We start from the raw sequence: 16,192 nt of genomic DNA on the forward strand, positions 1-16,192 counted from the left end.
AAACCGTATAATTCATAGTTGAAACTTTCGAACTGTTCTACTAATTATGTATATCGTTTTGGCAGTGTAATAGGCACTTGTGCTTTATAGTACATTCTTAATAACCCGATAGTGGAATGGTAAAAATGAAAAAGAGAATAGTTCTATTCATAACGGCTTTTTTATAACCAATGATGCTTAGGGGTACCATTATGAGGTAAGAATAGATATAATCTAGTTCGTGCATTAAATTGTTATTTACCAGGGGAGGTCGCTATGTTTTTCATTGAAGCAAAACGAGTGACGGTAGTTATTTTTGGATCGCTACTTATGGCTCTATCATTAAATTTCTTTCTCATCAATGCAAATGTCTATGCGAGTGGATTTGCGGGTGCAGCCCAGTTAGTATCAAGTGTTCTAAAAGACCACTTAGGCATGACAATTAGTACAGGTATTTTATTATTACTGTTCAACATACCGGTCTTCATTCTGGGTTGGTTTAAAGTAGGGAAAGGTTTCACTATTTACAGTATAGTATCCGTTGCGTTCACTACACTTTTCCTTGAATTATTGCCACTGCGTTCTATGTCAGGAGACATTATGCTGAATGCGGTATTTGGCGGGGTACTGGCAGGTGTTGGTGTAGGGATTTCCTTGAAGCTAGGTGCGTCTACTGGCGGAATGGACATCGTTGCGATGATCCTATCTCGCATGCAGGATAAACCAATCGGTGTATACTTTCTAGTGCTAAACGGTATTCTTATCGTATTCGCGGGGATTCTATATGAACCGGAAAATGCACTTTACACAATGGTTGCGTTATACGTTACTACCTCAGTGATTGACATGATTCATACGCGACATGAAAAAGTAACTGCGATGATCATCACGCACAAAGCAGACGATCTCCAACAAGCAATCCATCGTCAAATGGTACGTGGAATTACTATACTACCCGCTAAAGGTGCTTACTCTAAAGAAGATAAGAACATGCTTTATGTCGTGATCACAAGATATGAACTATACGACTTGGAACGGATTATCAATGAGACGGATCCGCAAGCATTTACCAATATCGTACAAACAGTAGGTATTTTCGGTTTCTTTAGAAAGGAAAATGAGAAACTGGCTTAGAGTAGAAAATCTGTCGTGTATTTTCATATGAAGACAAACTCCGTTAAAAGAGTTTGTCTTCATTTTTATATACGAAGCATCACATTAAACATATTCACTGTGTAATCCCACTCGATAATCATGTAGTATTTTGGAGAACGTCACCAGTAAAGATTTGTTGAATTCTTGTGAAAACATTGGAATGTACAGAGAGTTTGTATATACTTGAGTGTGACTTATATTATTCAAGTCATCATGAACGTACACCATAACCGCCATCGTGCGTAGTAAAGTTGGTATTATAGTATATGAAAACATCTATATGGCTAAGAGAGATTCGTCGTCGGGCAAATAGCTGGTTCATCATTACAATGCTTGGTGCACTCGTCATTATTATGCCGGTCGCCTATGTTGTACTAAGTTTCTTCCAGCCGACAGGCGAAAACTGGGAACATATTAAAGAATTTTTGCTTGCTGACTATGTAAAAGGGTCAGTGATTTTAGTTGGATCTGTCGGGTTCCTCTCGACGACCATCGGATTAGTACTGGCCTGGATTGTCGCGGCCTATGAATTTCCATTACGGAAACAGTTTAAATGGCTGTTGATAATACCTTTGGCTATACCGCCTTATATAGCGGCTTATACATACAGTACAATGACAAGCTATACTGGCGTCATTCAATCGTTGTTCCGTAATTATTTTGATTATCAATTCACACCGGGCACGATCGAGATCATGTCATTGCGTGGAGCGGTTTTTGTTCTCACATTATTCCTTTACCCGTATGTGTATATGATTGCGCTCAATTATTTTGAAAAACAAAGTGCATCGTATATTGAGAGTGCTAAAACTCTTGGATTGAATGGTTTCCAAATGTTCTTCCGTTTGGGATTACCTATTGCGCGACCTGCCATCATCGCAGGATCGATGCTCGTCATCTTTGAAGTGTTAAGTGATTATGGAGTAGCCAGTTTCTTTGGCGTACGTACGATTTCCACGGCGATTTTCCAGACGTGGTTCGGGATGTATGATATCAATGCGGCTATGCGTTTAGCTGCTTGGTTGCTCGTCATTATATTAGGGATTTTCATGCTCGAACGCTTTTTACGAAAAGGTCGGAAGTATGATACAAACGTGACACAAAGCAGACCACTCGCACGTAAAAAATTACGTGGATGGACTGCTTGGTTAGCATCCCTTTCTTGTTCTATTGTATTCTTCAGTGCCTTTTTAATTCCTTTTGTTCAACTGATCTATTGGTCACTAAAAACATATGAAAAAGTATGGCGCGCAGACTTCATCACCTTAATAACCAATAGTCTAGTAGCCGCCCTCATCGGTGCATTGATTATAAGCTTCTTTGCGATTTTGGCTGCCCGTACGATTAACTTGTATCCATCCGCTTCGTCAAATTTACTTGCGCGTATTATGACGTCCGGTTATGCGGTGCCAGGAGCAGTCGTTGCAATTGGCGTACTTGCTTTATTTATTACGCTAGATGAGAAACTGGCATTTATTTATCCGAAACTGTTAGATGTAGAATCGGGCTCACTCGTATTAAGTATGTCGATCGCTATGCTGATCACAGGATACGTTATTCGGTTTATGGCGCAAGGATTCAACTCGGTTGAGTCAGGTTATACAAAAGTACCACCATCTTATCGTGAAGCTTCATTCTTACTAGGACGAAGTATGACATACACATTTTGGAAAGTAGAGTTTCCATTATTACGCGGTTCGATCTTAATTGGATTTGCGTTAGCATTCCTCGAAATTATGAAGGAACTACCGCTGACCTTACTGTTGCGACCTTTTAACTTTGATACGCTCGCGACACGGACATATCAATATGCAATTGATGAAAGAATATATGAAGCTGCACCATCCTCTCTGTTATTAATTTGTCTAAGCATCTTGTCGGTGATTATAATTTTAAGATTTGAGGAGAAGTGAGAACAATGTTCGTAGACATTCAAAACTTATCATTTCGATATTCAAAAAAACAACAGCCTGTCATTGATCGCTTTTCATTTACGATTAAAAAAGGGGAAATCGTAGGGATTGTAGGTGCGAGTGGTAGTGGAAAGAGTACTTTGCTACGATTGCTTGCAGGTTTGGAAGATCCTACGGCAGGCAGTATCGAACTTGACGGCAGATTGATTGTAGGAGATAACACATATATCGAGGCAGAGAAGCGCGGTGTGGGTATGGTGTTTCAAAACTATGCACTATTTCCGCATCTGACAGTCAGCGAAAACATTTGCTTTGGCTTGCACAAGATGAAGCGTCCTGAGAAAAAGAAGCGTTTGGATGAAATGTTGGAACTTGTTCAATTGCAAGAGTTTGCCAAACGTTATCCCCATGAACTTAGCGGGGGACAACAGCAACGTGTGGCATTGGCAAGGGCTTTGGCGCCTTCACCTTCCATCCTGTTGATGGATGAGCCGTTTAGTAATCTGGATACGAATTTGAAGTCATTGATTCGAATGGAAGTTCGAGATATCTTGCAAAAGGCAAATATTACATGTCTGTTTGTATCACATGATCAAGCTGATGTGGACGCGATTTGTGATCGAATCATCTATATTGATTGTGCAACGTATATTGGATCGGACAAAGAATCAATAACCGTTTAACGTTGTACTAGAGAGTATCGGATATATTTCCGATACTCTCCTTTTATTTATAGAAATAAAAGAAAATGAATACTAGACTTATACTCGATATTGTATTACAATTTCTTTAGTACTGAAAATGATTCTCATTACCGTTTGGAGATATGCAACGGATATGAGAAAACAAGGAGAGAAATCAATGTGAAGAAATTTTTATGGGCATTCGCTCTATTAATGCTTGCAGCAGTTCTAGGAGCATGTAACTCAAGTTCCGATAAAGAGGAGCAAAAGGACAAACCAGTAAAAGAAGAGACTCCTGCTGAAGATACAACTGATGCAACAGAAGATAAGAAAACGGGCGGAGAAGTAAACGTCTATACGGCTAGACACTATGACGTGGATGCAGTTCTTTATGAAGAGTTCACAGAAAAGACTGGCATTAAAGTAAATGTGATTGAAGCGAAAGCACCAGAGTTAATTGAGCGTCTCAAGCGTGAAGGACAAAATACACCTGCTGATTTATTTATTACAGTGGATGGCGGGATCTTGAACACAGCAAAAGAAGAAGGTCTTTTGCAGCCCATTGAATCTGAAGAAATTGATAAGGCAGTACCAGCAGAGCTTCGCGACACAGACAACGAATGGATTGGATTATCTACTCGTGCGCGTGTGATTGTCTATTCAAAAGATCGCGTGAAGCCGGAAGAATTATCAACTTATGAAGACCTTGCAACAGACAAATGGAAAGATAAATTACTTGTTCGTTCATCTGATAGCTTGTATAACCAGTCATTGATGGCATCATTGATTGCAATTGATGGCGAAGACAAAGCGAAAGAATGGGCTCAAGGTATTGTAAATAACTTGGCGCGCGAACCTGAAGGTGGAGACCGCGACCAAGCGCGTGCAATCGTTGCAGGTGTTGGTGATGTTGCGATTATGAATAGTTACTATGTAGGTCACATGTCTGTTTCAGACGAAGCAGAAGATGTGAAAGTGTTCGACCAGATTGGTGTGTTTTTCCCGAACCAGGAAACTACAGGAACACATATTAATATTAGTGGTGCTGGCTTGATTAAACACAGTAAAAACAAAGAAAATGCAGTAAAATTGATTGAGTACTTAACGACTGTGGAAGCTCAAGAACAATTCACGGCAGAAAACTTTGAGTTCCCAGTTAATAAAGAAGCGAAATTACCAGAAGTGATGGCTGAATGGGGTACATTCAAACCACAAGAAGTGGACTTCGCAGATTACGGTAAGTATAATCCGAAAGCTGTAGAATTAATGAATGAAGTAGGCTGGAAATAAGTTCAACAAAGAGCAGCTCTCGGGCTGCTTTTTTGTTTCTATAAATAAACGCCAACTACTAATTTTATAAGTATATAAATTGAATTAAAGATTTTAGGATACACTAAGTTGATTGGAGAGGAAGGCGGCGAGTGCAAAGATGTGCTCCTAACGCTTCGCTTTTACTCGCAAAAGCCGTTCTTCGTGACGGCTCTTCCAGCGGGAACAGCACGAGCTGAAAGCCCCGCAGGTAGCGTAGCGGACGAGGAGATTGAGGCCGTGCCCGCGGAACGCGTCCGCCTGGAACGGAAATCAACGGTTTCCATGAGATGATTACTTCTTAAGTTCAACTTATATAGATGAAACATTTCTGGTCTATCATAAGTCATAAGTAGTGTGAAAAATTTTAACTGGTCAGAATAAAGACAGTAACACTCTTATCCTTAAAAAAAACAGTCGAAACGAAAAGACATTCAAAATATGATATGTTAGTGGAGTGTAGAATTTATGTATATAGTGGAGAAGTAGATGTATAAGCAACGACATTCGAAATATCCGCGAAAATTTAGACGATATTAAAATAAGCACCCGCTAATTACGGGTGCTTCAATTAATTCTCTTCTTGCAAGGCTTTATATAATTGACCTTTACGTGCATAATCATTGACGATTCTTGTCATATCTGCGCGATCTTCATCAGTCAACTCACGAACAACACGAGCTGGAGAACCGATTGCTAATGTGTTAGGCGGAATCTTCTTGCCTGGAGTTACCAAGCTGCCAGCACCGATGAATGCCCCTTCACCAACCTCAGCCCCATCGAGAACGGTAGCGCCCATACCGACAAGTGCACCGGTTTTAATTGTGCAACTATGGAGCATGACTTTGTGACCGATCGTCACATTATCTTCAAGAATTAATGGGTACTTTGGGCTTTGATGTAGACAGCAGAAATCCTGTATATTTACTCTTCGTCCTATAATAGTAGGAGATACATCCCCACGTATAACGGTATTAAACCATATAGACGATTCAGGACCTATAGTTACATCCCCTGAAATCGTTACATAGTCCGCAATATAGACGGATGGGTCAATCTCTGGTAATTTACCTTCGTATGGATAAATCAATCAAATCTCCTCATTTCTAAATAATCATGTATAATTTATCGTAACAAACATTTAGTATTTGTGAAACATAATAATGAAATGGATAGAATAAGCTAGTCAAATAAGGAGTGGTAACTTTGTGGAAGTGGGAAGCAGAAGGTAAGGCGAAAGGTGTTATCGTTCTTGTACATAACGCATATGAACATCATAGAAGATATGTATGGCTCATACAAAAATTTCGAAGTGACGGCTTTCATGTCGTAGCAGGAGATTTACCTGGTCACGGCAAAGAAAATGTTGAAGTGCATGCTGAGGCATTTAGAGACTACCGTAGATTTATCAAAAAAATGATCCGTAGCGGTTTAGATGATAATTTGCCTGTGTTTTTATTTGGACATGGATTGGGTGCGACGTTCTTACTTCGTTTATTACAGATGGAACGAATTGATTGTGCAGGAGTCATTTGCACATCGCCTTGGCTACATTTGGAACATCATCCGCCGATCCGTGCGAAAATGTTTACAAAATGGTCTCAAACGATGACATTGGATCATGAAATTACGCCTGAACTTCTATCACGCAATCCTGAATTCTTGGAGCAATATGCGGAAGATCCAATGTATGTATCCATTGTGACGGGCGGCTGGTACCGCGAGTTACAGACGCTTATGAAATCAGTTATGCAACCTGATCTAATTATCCAGGACGTACCATTATTACTGCATACGGGGGAAGCGGATCAAATCACCAATACCGATTACACACGCAAGTGGGCATTCGCACAAAATCTATCTGAACTGCAATGGAAACGATGGAAAGATGTTGAGCACGATGTCATCCAAGCACCTGAGCAAGAAGGGATCTATTTATATACACTATCATTCATCCATAATGTGCTTCACTCGCTAGGATATATTATCGAATGAAATAAGGTCGTGAACATATGAGAGAACGTCTGTACATAGGTGTGGCTGGGGCTTTTGGAGCGAGCACAAGGCTGCTGATCGGTCACCTGTTGATCGTCAGTGCTTCTTTTCCTATCGCTACATTCTTAGTGAATATGATGGGTACGTTTATACTTTGCTACATAGTGGAACGTGCCCGTCTTTTGGGTAGTCTTAGCTCTCTAGCAGTGACAGTGATAACTTCAGGATTCCTTGGTGCATTTACGACGTTTTCAGCGGTCAGTGTAGAAACAGTTGAATTACTAAGTGATGGATTTTTTGGACTTGCTGTTGCCTACGTTTTTAGCAGTTTATTAGGTGGACTAGCTATGGCGGCACTTGGCTTTTCGTTGGCTAGGAGGTTAACGGTATGATCTGGCATTTCATAGCAGTTGGTTGTGGCGGATTTATAGGGGCGCTATTGCGTTTTGAGGTATCTTCCAAGCTCAATCGAAAACGTATGCCATATGGAACGCTACTTGTTAATTCAATTGGAAGCTTCTTCATTGGTTGGATTATAGGTTCAAATCTTTCACTCAGTTGGACGTTGTTCTCTGCAACGGGTGTGGCTGGCGCTTTAACGACCTATTCTACGTTAATGAAAGAGATTTGGACGTTCTGGGCTGGAGGTCAAAAGCTCCAAGCTATTTGTTATACACTTGTAACGTTCATAGTGGGGATAGGCTTGGCCTTTTTAGGTTTTAGCTTATAGAAAAGAGGTTCTGATGAGTAAGAAAACGACATCCAAAGTGAAACAAAATAAACGCAAGAAAATGATTACATCATTCTTGATTGCTTTAGGGGTTGCGATAGTTGCAATATATTTCCCAGAACTATTTGAGGATGAGGAAAAAGAACCGAGTCGTCAAGGTCTTATACCTGTTGAATTAGTCAAAACAATTGACGGTGATACGATCAAGATTATGTATGAAGGTAAAGAAGAAAATGTAAGGTATCTATTAATTGATACACCAGAAACGAACCATCCCCGTCTTGGCAAGCAACCTTACGGGCAGCAAGCTAAAGTGCGTAACCAAGAGCTACTGCAAAAAGGACGTCTTGAAATCGAATTTGATGTAGGCGGAAAATACGATAAATACGGCAGATTATTAGCGTATATTTACATAGACGGCAAGAGTGTGCAAGAGCAGTTATTGAAAGAGGGATTAGCGAGAGTCGCTTATGTGTATCCACCTAACACACGGCATCTGGATGCATTTGAAAAAGCGGAGCAACAAGCCAAGAAATCAGGCATAGGGATCTGGACGTTGGAAGATTATACAACAGACCGAGGTTTTGATAGTGAGAAATATCCCGCTGATTCTGTGAAGATACCTGTCTATGGTGAAACACAGGATTTTAAGAATTGTACAGAACTGCGTAAAGTATATCCGAAGGGCGTTACGAAAGGACACCCTGCATATAAAGAACATCTAGATGGCAATAGTGATGGACAAGCTTGTTAAGAATAGAAATACGAAGTAAGTACAAGGAACGCATTAGCGAACGCTTTCCATTTACCGGTTACGGGCGTAGCATTTTTGTATATACATGTTAATAAAAAAGAATGAAGGCAAATCCTGTTTATTAAGGAATTGCCTTCATTCTTTTTTTCAAAACACTTCATTATAATCCGTAAACTCCCGCAATGCACGTTCTTCAGCGGGAATGCGAACGGACAGCATCCAGATGTTTAGTATTAAAAATAGACCCGCTGTGAAGTATGCACTGAATAGTAAAGGTAAGACAATCAGTTCAGTTGTGACAATGACATAGTTCGGGTGGCGGATCCAGCGGTAAGGTCCTTTTTTCCGTACATTCGCTCCTGGTAGTATGAGAATTTTAGTGTTCCAAAACTTCCCTAATGATAACAGACACCAGACACGCAGAACTTGCATCAATAGGAAGACTGCAACAAAGGCACCTGAGAATGGTGATAAGGAACGGTTGAATAACAGAACTTCGATAAGCAAGGAAATGAAAAATGCCGTATGCATCAGAACCATCCATTTATAATGGGATGCGCCGATTTCTATTGCGCCTTTACTGCGTATCCACTTTTCATTACGATTAGCGACGACTAATTCTACTAATCGTTGCATAACGACGATGATAAAAACAAACAGGAAGAGCCTACCCATTTCACTGCCACTCCAACAACAGTAGTTCTCCACAGAAGCCTGGACCCAGTGCTGCCATTAACCCGTATTCCCCTTTAGCAGGCTGCTGCTCGATGAAATCCTTGAGTACGTAGAGCACAGTAGGAGACGACATATTCCCATGATATTGCAATACTTTTTTCGACGTAGCGGTTTGCTCTTGATTCATATCCAAGGCTTTTTGATAAGCATCCAATACTTTTTTACCGCCTGGATGGGCAACGAAATGCTGTACGTCTTCCATTGACAGATCATGATCTTCTACGAATTGATGCACGAAGGGTCCTAACCAACTCTTGATAACGTTTGGAATACTCTTTGAAAAGACCACATGCAAGCCATCATTTTTAATGTCCCAGCCCATCACGTCCTCTGAATTGGGCATGAAACGTGAAGATGTTGCACGGATATGCGGCATCGGACGAGTGCTTTTAACGGTAGACTGTTCTCCAGAAACAAGTGCACAAGCAACACCATCGGAAAATAATGAAACACCGACCAAGTTACTTTTCGAAACATCATCCCGTTGAAACGTTAAGCTGCAAAGCTCTATAGCCAGAACGAGAACATTCGATTCAGGATAAGCTTTACAGTAATCAAAAGCCCGACTCATACCCGAAGCCCCACCTGCGCAACCAAGACCCCAAATAGGGATACGTTTAATATCATGTCGAAATGGTAATTCATTAATAAGACGGGCATCGATACTTGGTGTGGCAATACCACTACTTGAAACAAAGAATATCGCGTCTATTTCAGCAGCATTCACCGGACGTTCAAGCGAAGTTGTATTGTTGAGACATTGTTCGACTGCTCGCTTGCCAAGAGTCACGGCGTGCTGAATGTATAAGTTGTTTTTTGTTTCAAAATCATGTGGCTCCGCATACCATTCCAACGGCATACATACTTGTCGTGAATCAATTTCACCGTTTTGGAACACTTTCAACAAGCGATCGATATCTTTAAATGAATCCGAAAATAAAGAGCGGGCAAATGTCATAGCCTCTTCCTGTGGTAAATCAACAGGCGGCCTAACGGTACTGACAGATTGAATAATTGGCATAGGGTTACCTCCGATAAAATTAATAGCGTGCGCGAGCAGTAAATTATGGCGTAGCTTCTTGTAAACTATATGCAATAGAAGAGAAGGACTTGTCTTAAAGATAGAATTAAGTATAGTAGATTAATATCCTATTACATCTGGCAGTACTTCGACCATCCAAAATGGATCGGGCGTTGTCATGCTATCCCACTATTCCCCTTTTAAGGTAGCAGAAAACTATAAAGTGTTAGATGCGTTGTGCAACCACTAAGGAATCATGCCTGTTTCTATTACGTATCACTTTTATGGTAAACAAAAATCGTATAAACTGATTATGCAAGAAATTTTGAAAGGGGAGATAAGTTATGAATGTAATCGATACTAAGAATCAGCTAACTGAGAAGAAAAAACATATTGAAAAAGTGGCGGATGTCGACAATGCAATCTTGATGAATATTCAATTGCGTGCAGGTGAGGAAGTGGCAGAGCATGATGCGAATAAAGAAGTATTCATCATTGTGCGAAAAGGAAAAGTACGATTCACAGTGGAAGGCGAGGCGATTGATGTAACGCCAGACAATGTCTTGCATATGGTGCCGCTAGAAAGACATAGTTTGCATGCGGTAGAGGATTCAGACGTTTTAGTTATTCAAGTAAAGCCGTGAAGATAATAAACAGAGACCGCAAGTAGTACTTGTAGTCTCTGTTTATTATGTAGACTAATTTAAGGCTGAATTGTTTTACATAATTCACGCAAACTGGAAACGAATCCTTCATTCTGTTCAGCAGTTCGTTTTTTGGGGCCGCGTAAACGACCTCCTGCTCGGCGGATTTTCTGTGCTTTATGACGTGCTGCAAGTAATTGATCAATATTGTCATTTGTATACCATCTACCGTTCTGATCAAGAGGCAAACCTTGTTTCGCCAACGCCATAGCAGCCAATCCATAGTCTTGAGTGACGACGATATCCCCCTTTTTTATACGGTTCACTAATACAAAATCGACTGCGTCGGCACCTTTAGAAACAGTAATCGTCTCAGCGCCTTCCCGATGCATTTCATGTGCAGTGTCACATATTAATACACAAGGTAGGCCGTATTCTTTCGCAATTCCGATCGTTTCATTAATTACCGGACAGCCATCTGCATCCACTAAAATCATTGTCACGTTATCCCTCTCCTCCTACTTCTCTTTGTAGGTTTAGTATAGCAAATATCGGGAAAGATAAGTAAAAACATGAGGTTGAGGTGATGAAGTGGCTGATTTATCAAAAGAACAACAGACAACTGCAGAACAACGTGAGCAATATGGACGTGAAATGGATGCAAAGAATGCTGCCATGGAGAACGTAGAAGTGCCGCTTGAAAACAGAGTATTGGCAGATCACGAAATTCCACCACCGTTAACAGAAGAAGAAGTTAGAGCTAAGGTCGGTAATCATAACTACCGAAATGCGACTGAGGATATCGCACCCACATCAATAGGTAGCTAATAAATTCATGCAAAATACTAGGGACATCACGGATGTTCCTTTTTTGCGTTAACCGTTATTAATGAAACTAACCTGTTAGGCAAATCGTATGTATACGATACAACTACATAACGGAGTGATGAAAAATGAATGAAGGATATTTCGTAGGATGGGGTACATTAGCTTTAATCAATGCCGTATTGGCTCAGGGGAAAAACAGAAGTGGATTGAACTGGTTTATACTTTCTTTATTTTTAGGACCGCTGGCCACTCTCTTCTTAGCTCTATCAGGTAAAAAGTGATAAACTATTTAGGAAACCGAAATAGTGAAGGGAGCGATTATAGCTATGCAAATTAATGTAGAAATTTTATTCTCAACTGATGGACAAATAACGAAGAACCTTTTGGTGAAGCAATTTGTCGACAATCAAGCTGGAGAATTTTCCACGTTTGTACATGATGGAAAACAGTTAGTCGTTATAAAAAATAAAGAATGGAAAACAGTAGATGCAATTCGCAGTATTGCAGGTGAAATCTCTCGCAAGCTCGCGGCACAAAAGGTACATTCTGCATCGATTCAAGCAGATCAGCTAGCGCAAAAATGGTCGTCTGTAGACGAAGCAGTCACGGCATTCGTTGAAGGGTGGCACCTTGGCGCCTATAACTTTGATCTCTACCAATCTAAAAAGGCGGATCCTGTCACTACGTTAGATGTAAAAGGTGCAGATCAAGCAGCAGTCAAATCAGGAGAAGTACGTGCTGCCGCTATGGCGTTTTCTCGGGATTTGATGAATGAACTTTCTGATGTATTGAACCCAGAGACATATCCAGAAGTATTAAAAGACCATTTCATAGGAACAAAAGTGAAAATCAATGTACTAGGTAAAAAAGAAATCGAAGAACACGAAATGAACGGCGTATTAACAGTTTGCCGTGGCAGTAAGTATGAGCCTTCATTCGTTGAGATGACTTTGCAGACAGATGCGTCAAAACCACTCGTGGCTCTTGTCGGAAAAGGCGTAACGTACGATTCAGGCGGTATTAGCTTGAAGGGCGGACGCGATGACAGTGACATGCGTATGGATATGGGCGGTTCAGCAGCTGTCAGCGGTGCATTATCACTACTAGCTCATTCAGATGCAAAAGTAAATGTAGTCGTGCTGATTCCAATGGTTGAAAATACACCTGGACCCGACGCTGTAATGCCGGGCGAAGTGATTCAATATAAGAACGGCATCAGTGTACAAGTCGGTAATACAGATGCAGAAGGACGTTTGATTTTGGCTGATGGATTAATTCGAGCAGGAGAATTACATGCCGATTACACAGTCGATATCGCTACATTGACCGGAGCGGTTGTAGCTGCTCTAGGTACAGAAGTCGGTGGAGTCTTTGGTGATGAGGAGTTGTCTTATAAACTGAAGAAAATCGGCGATCAAAACGGCGACTTCGTTTGGCCACTTCCGCTAGTGGATGAATATGAGGAATCACTTGACAGCGCCTATGCGGATTGCAATAATATTAGTTCTTTAACTGTGGCAGGTTCGATCACGGCTGGTCTCTTCTTGCGTAAGTTCGCTCCGAAGAATAACTGGTTGCATGTGGACATGGCAGGTGTCATGGATAAGCAGAAATCGAAGGGGTATTACACAAAATCTGCAACAGGCTATGGAGCACGTTTGCTTGCGGATTATACAGTGTCATTGACTAAATAAGTAATATTTAAAAGGATGTCCTAACTGGGCATCCTTTTTTGTGTTGGTTGGGAGTATTGGAAGAGGAGCGCTAAATAGTGTCTGCGAGGGGATGGAAGCTCCAGTTGGCGGACGCTTCCATCCTAATTATTGAGTGGTGGTACTTAGATCACTCACTGAAACTAATATGTAAGTTATTATTGTGTCTAAACTTATTTGAGTTCAAGTTCAAAATAGTTTACAATTCTAAATTCTATGCACAGCAAAAAGTATCATACACCCGCATTGCAAGGGATTGGCGCGTAGGGCAGCTTTTGCGAGTGAAAGTGAAGTATTAGGATAACATCTTTGCACTCAATCTTCATCCCAACACTTACCCATTCTCTCTATCTACAATCTGCAAATCATGTAATTAAGAACAAAAAAGTGATCGAAGTCATAAAACCACGACTTCGATCACTTCTTTTCAAAGACTCATAAAAACAAAGCAGGGGAGGCGATTCCTGAGAGGATGATTAGCAAGGATACCGACGCAATAATGGCTGGCTTCATAAATGCAGGCTCTTCCTGCACGAGCTCCTTGATCGCATAAATTATAGAAATAACAAAAACGAACGGCCAGACGAACCATGTCCATAAATAGAGAACACTCAAAAGCTTCATAATACTAATAAACATAGACTTCACTCCTTGGATAGTAATAAGAGCTCCTGTATAAAAGAATGACGCGATAGATAAATGCTCTGATACTTTTGTTTCCCCTATTTTACAAAATTCACACTCTTCTAATAAAAATTATAAGTAGAATATCCAAGTCAGTAAAAACTATTACACTTTCTTTACTGTTTTCGTATATTTGAACGAATGGGATTATTTCTCTTTATTTGTTGAAATGTTATTATGAGGAGGCAATAAGAGAAAAGTGTGAAAATAAATATTCGCCGCCATGAGACCAACACCGGCATATAAGACAATCAGCGACGCTGAATTCAGTCCGGGCAGTAGAATTAGAGGGAATAGTGCACCAATTAGAAGACCAGCCACTGAATAAAAAACTAGCTTCTTTACATACTGCAATCTTTTATTTTTCATTAATTTATCAATCATGATAGATAAGGGAATTCCAATCAGTAAAAAGATTGGCCCTGCGTATAACATAACGAATATCATTGTTTCAGCGAACCCAAAATAATAGGTATTCGGTTCGCGCTGTGATTCAGGTACATAGGAAATGGCTGAATAAATAATTGCGAATAAGATAGCGGCTATAACCGCTGATATAAAACGTTTCATAATCGTACCTCCAATCTGTCTTTATCATATTTCAGAAAATAGTTATACACAATGAAAAAGACGAGTGAGAGAAAAACTCACTCGTCTTTCATTATTTACATAGGACAACTTCACGCGAAAACGTACCTTTATGTGCAAGACAACGATCTACTATCTCAAATCCAGCAATTTCGAGCATTTCGTCCATATTCTCAATGGTGATAATTAAACAGCTTTTTGAAAAACGACGAGCTTCTTTCAAAATCTCGAGTTGACCTTCTGCAGTAATATGTGTAAATAAATTATACGGCATGTCAATGATCGCCACATCGTATGCTTCGACGACATCGGCAATTGAACCTATTGTGACATTGCCTTTCAGACCGAAGTAGTCGATATTTTTTCGCGAACCATAGACGACAAGTGGATTAATATCACGACCTTCAATAGGTATCCCCATAGATAGTGCTTCAACAAGGACAGTTCCAATTCCACAGCAAGGATCGATGACGCGTTTCCCTTCAGGGTGTGGCACTGCGATATTGACGGCGGCTCTAGCTAAACGGGTACCCAGCGCAGTGGAGTACATGTGCGGCTTCTGTTGGTGCACATGCCAGTCAGAAGAACTATAAAGTAATTTCCCTGCGTACCAGTGATTATCTAATTTCATAATGCCAATGAACACTTCTGGATGATCGAGTTCTGGTTCACCGTTAATCTGTAATCCTATGGTGCGCTCAATGTCACGACGAGTATCATGACCAATTTTAGCTGTTTCCGCAAGCGTTATATCGTTCAAGCAGACTGCTTTAAATAATTGATCGATCTCCAATTCAGAAGCTTTGTCAGCTAGCAATTCCAAGCTGTCCGCATCCAGTAAGACTTCGAGTCGTGTTTGTATGAACGGACTTCGTGACGGGTCAACCGCAATATCACTTACGATCACGTTATCCTTTACGTCCTGGCCGAAAAAAGCCCGCATTTCCATCCGACATAATTCTTTTTCATCACGGTGTCGAATATACGTGTAGATAAACTGCAATGCCATCAGCTATTTGCTCTCATTTTATGCAAATCATCCAGTACTACATATAGAAGTTGTAATGCATCTTTTATGGACATCGCCTCATCAAATCCATTAAGAGAATCAAACGGAACATTCAATTCCCAGAAACCTTCGTTATCCGAAAACGAAATACTAAAACCATTTAAGTTGTGCTGAAGTTTTTCCTCAATAAATGTACGAATTAGTTCGCCTTCTTTTTTCTTGCCTCGTAAACCAAATAACGCCATATACGTTTTGAAAATATCGTCCACTTCAAGTGCTAGCGAATCAACTTGGATTTCATCAAATTCAGGTGACTCGACAAAAAGAAACTCAGCTATATTAGATTTCAAATACGAGATGGGTTCGTGTGAAAAACGTTCATCCGCAGTGCGTACTATTTCCTCCGTTTCCTTTACACATACTTCTATTGTTTTAATTGTTATTGTACTCATTT

The 16,192-nt window shown here is 40.4% G+C and carries 20 protein-coding genes and 1 pseudogene; 13 read left to right on the forward strand and 8 right to left on the reverse strand.

Annotated elements, in window-relative coordinates; translation table 11 throughout:
* Positions 1 to 255: 255 nt before the first annotated feature.
* The 4 genes from CSV67_RS09635 (at position 256) to CSV67_RS09650 (ending at position 5,020) form a co-directional block, all read left to right on the forward strand.
* Complete coding sequence (locus CSV67_RS09635; protein WP_099631379.1) at positions 256 to 1,113, forward strand: YitT family protein; 858 nt, start codon at positions 256 to 258, stop codon at positions 1,111 to 1,113.
* A gap of 287 nt (positions 1,114 to 1,400) precedes the next feature.
* The gene (locus tag CSV67_RS09640; RefSeq protein ID WP_099631380.1) at positions 1,401 to 3,047 is read left to right on the forward strand and encodes an ABC transporter permease; all 1,647 of its coding nucleotides are present in this window, start codon (positions 1,401 to 1,403) and stop codon (positions 3,045 to 3,047) included.
* Positions 3,048 to 3,052: 5 nt separating this feature from the next.
* Entirely contained in the window at positions 3,053 to 3,730 is a 678-nt protein-coding gene (locus CSV67_RS09645; protein ID WP_099631381.1) for an ABC transporter ATP-binding protein, read from the forward strand.
* A gap of 180 nt (positions 3,731 to 3,910) precedes the next feature.
* Positions 3,911 to 5,020 carry a Fe(3+) ABC transporter substrate-binding protein gene (locus tag CSV67_RS09650; protein ID WP_233192591.1) on the forward strand — a complete coding sequence of 370 codons (1,110 nt, stop codon included), beginning with the start codon at positions 3,911 to 3,913 and terminating at the stop codon, positions 5,018 to 5,020.
* A 589-nt stretch (positions 5,021 to 5,609) separates the two neighbouring features.
* On the opposite strand, the gene CSV67_RS09660 is transcribed toward CSV67_RS09650, so the two are convergent.
* Complete coding sequence (locus CSV67_RS09660; protein ID WP_099631383.1) at positions 5,610 to 6,128, reverse strand: gamma carbonic anhydrase; 519 nt, start codon at positions 6,126 to 6,128, stop codon at positions 5,610 to 5,612.
* A gap of 107 nt (positions 6,129 to 6,235) precedes the next feature.
* Between CSV67_RS09660 and CSV67_RS09665 the strand changes: the two genes are divergently transcribed.
* The 4 genes from CSV67_RS09665 to CSV67_RS09680 are packed head-to-tail and all read left to right on the forward strand — an operon-like array spanning position 6,236 to position 8,517.
* Positions 6,236 to 7,033 (forward strand): alpha/beta hydrolase, encoded by a 798-nt coding sequence (locus CSV67_RS09665; RefSeq protein WP_099631384.1) that lies wholly within the window; start codon positions 6,236 to 6,238, stop codon positions 7,031 to 7,033.
* A gap of 17 nt (positions 7,034 to 7,050) precedes the next feature.
* The gene (locus CSV67_RS09670) at positions 7,051 to 7,425 is read left to right on the forward strand and encodes a fluoride efflux transporter FluC (protein WP_099631385.1); all 375 of its coding nucleotides are present in this window, start codon (positions 7,051 to 7,053) and stop codon (positions 7,423 to 7,425) included.
* Positions 7,422 to 7,763 carry a fluoride efflux transporter FluC gene (locus tag CSV67_RS09675; RefSeq protein WP_099631386.1) on the forward strand — a complete coding sequence of 114 codons (342 nt, stop codon included), beginning with the start codon at positions 7,422 to 7,424 and terminating at the stop codon, positions 7,761 to 7,763. Before CSV67_RS09670 ends, CSV67_RS09675 begins: the two co-directional genes overlap by 4 nt.
* 13 nt (positions 7,764 to 7,776) lie before the next feature.
* Positions 7,777 to 8,517: a thermonuclease family protein gene (locus CSV67_RS09680; RefSeq protein ID WP_099631387.1), complete on the forward strand. Its 741-nt coding sequence runs from the start codon at positions 7,777 to 7,779 to the stop codon at positions 8,515 to 8,517.
* A gap of 147 nt (positions 8,518 to 8,664) precedes the next feature.
* On the opposite strand, the gene CSV67_RS09685 is transcribed toward CSV67_RS09680, so the two are convergent.
* Positions 8,665 to 9,192: an isoprenylcysteine carboxyl methyltransferase family protein gene (locus tag CSV67_RS09685; protein WP_099631388.1), complete on the reverse strand. Its 528-nt coding sequence runs from the start codon at positions 9,190 to 9,192 to the stop codon at positions 8,665 to 8,667.
* Position 9,193: 1 nt separating this feature from the next.
* Positions 9,194 to 10,273, reverse strand: coding sequence for a type III polyketide synthase (locus tag CSV67_RS09690; RefSeq protein WP_099631389.1), 1,080 nt, complete (start codon positions 10,271 to 10,273; stop codon positions 9,194 to 9,196).
* A gap of 154 nt (positions 10,274 to 10,427) precedes the next feature.
* Here CSV67_RS09690 and CSV67_RS09695 point away from each other — a divergent pair.
* A pseudogene (locus CSV67_RS09695) lies at positions 10,428 to 10,511 on the forward strand (MsnO8 family LLM class oxidoreductase); the annotation flags it as partial.
* A gap of 106 nt (positions 10,512 to 10,617) precedes the next feature.
* Positions 10,618 to 10,917: a cupin domain-containing protein gene (locus tag CSV67_RS09700; protein WP_099631390.1), complete on the forward strand. Its 300-nt coding sequence runs from the start codon at positions 10,618 to 10,620 to the stop codon at positions 10,915 to 10,917.
* Between the two features lie 59 nt (positions 10,918 to 10,976).
* On the opposite strand, the gene CSV67_RS09705 is transcribed toward CSV67_RS09700, so the two are convergent.
* On the reverse strand, positions 10,977 to 11,420 hold the full coding sequence (locus CSV67_RS09705) for a YaiI/YqxD family protein (RefSeq protein WP_099631391.1): 444 nt from the start codon (positions 11,418 to 11,420) through the stop codon (positions 10,977 to 10,979).
* 88 nt (positions 11,421 to 11,508) lie between these two features.
* On the opposite strand from CSV67_RS09705, the gene CSV67_RS09710 reads away from it, so the two are divergent.
* The 3 genes from CSV67_RS09710 to CSV67_RS09715 all read left to right on the forward strand — a co-directional run bounded on the left by CSV67_RS09710 (position 11,509) and on the right by CSV67_RS09715 (position 13,439).
* The gene (locus CSV67_RS09710; RefSeq protein WP_099631392.1) at positions 11,509 to 11,745 is read left to right on the forward strand and encodes a hypothetical protein; all 237 of its coding nucleotides are present in this window, start codon (positions 11,509 to 11,511) and stop codon (positions 11,743 to 11,745) included.
* A gap of 125 nt (positions 11,746 to 11,870) precedes the next feature.
* Complete coding sequence (locus CSV67_RS16810) at positions 11,871 to 12,026, forward strand: hypothetical protein (RefSeq protein WP_169535198.1); 156 nt, start codon at positions 11,871 to 11,873, stop codon at positions 12,024 to 12,026.
* Between the two features lie 45 nt (positions 12,027 to 12,071).
* Positions 12,072 to 13,439: a leucyl aminopeptidase family protein gene (locus tag CSV67_RS09715; RefSeq protein ID WP_099631508.1), complete on the forward strand. Its 1,368-nt coding sequence runs from the start codon at positions 12,072 to 12,074 to the stop codon at positions 13,437 to 13,439.
* Between the two features lie 453 nt (positions 13,440 to 13,892).
* On the opposite strand, the gene CSV67_RS09725 is transcribed toward CSV67_RS09715, so the two are convergent.
* The 4 genes from CSV67_RS09725 to CSV67_RS09740 form a co-directional block, all read right to left on the reverse strand.
* Positions 13,893 to 14,096 (reverse strand): hypothetical protein, encoded by a 204-nt coding sequence (locus tag CSV67_RS09725; RefSeq protein ID WP_085426733.1) that lies wholly within the window; start codon positions 14,094 to 14,096, stop codon positions 13,893 to 13,895.
* 192 nt (positions 14,097 to 14,288) lie between these two features.
* Complete coding sequence (locus CSV67_RS09730) at positions 14,289 to 14,711, reverse strand: spermidine synthase family protein (RefSeq protein WP_099631394.1); 423 nt, start codon at positions 14,709 to 14,711, stop codon at positions 14,289 to 14,291.
* A 91-nt stretch (positions 14,712 to 14,802) separates the two neighbouring features.
* Entirely contained in the window at positions 14,803 to 15,738 is a 936-nt protein-coding gene (locus CSV67_RS09735; protein ID WP_099631395.1) for a TRM11 family SAM-dependent methyltransferase, read from the reverse strand.
* Positions 15,738 to 16,190 (reverse strand): protoporphyrinogen oxidase, encoded by a 453-nt coding sequence (locus CSV67_RS09740; protein WP_099631396.1) that lies wholly within the window; start codon positions 16,188 to 16,190, stop codon positions 15,738 to 15,740. The genes CSV67_RS09735 and CSV67_RS09740 overlap by 1 nt, the downstream gene beginning before the upstream one ends.
* Positions 16,191 to 16,192: the final 2 nt, after the last annotated feature.

The organism is Sporosarcina sp. P2 (assembly GCF_002743255.1).
Classification (GTDB): domain Bacteria; phylum Bacillota; class Bacilli; order Bacillales_A; family Planococcaceae; genus Sporosarcina.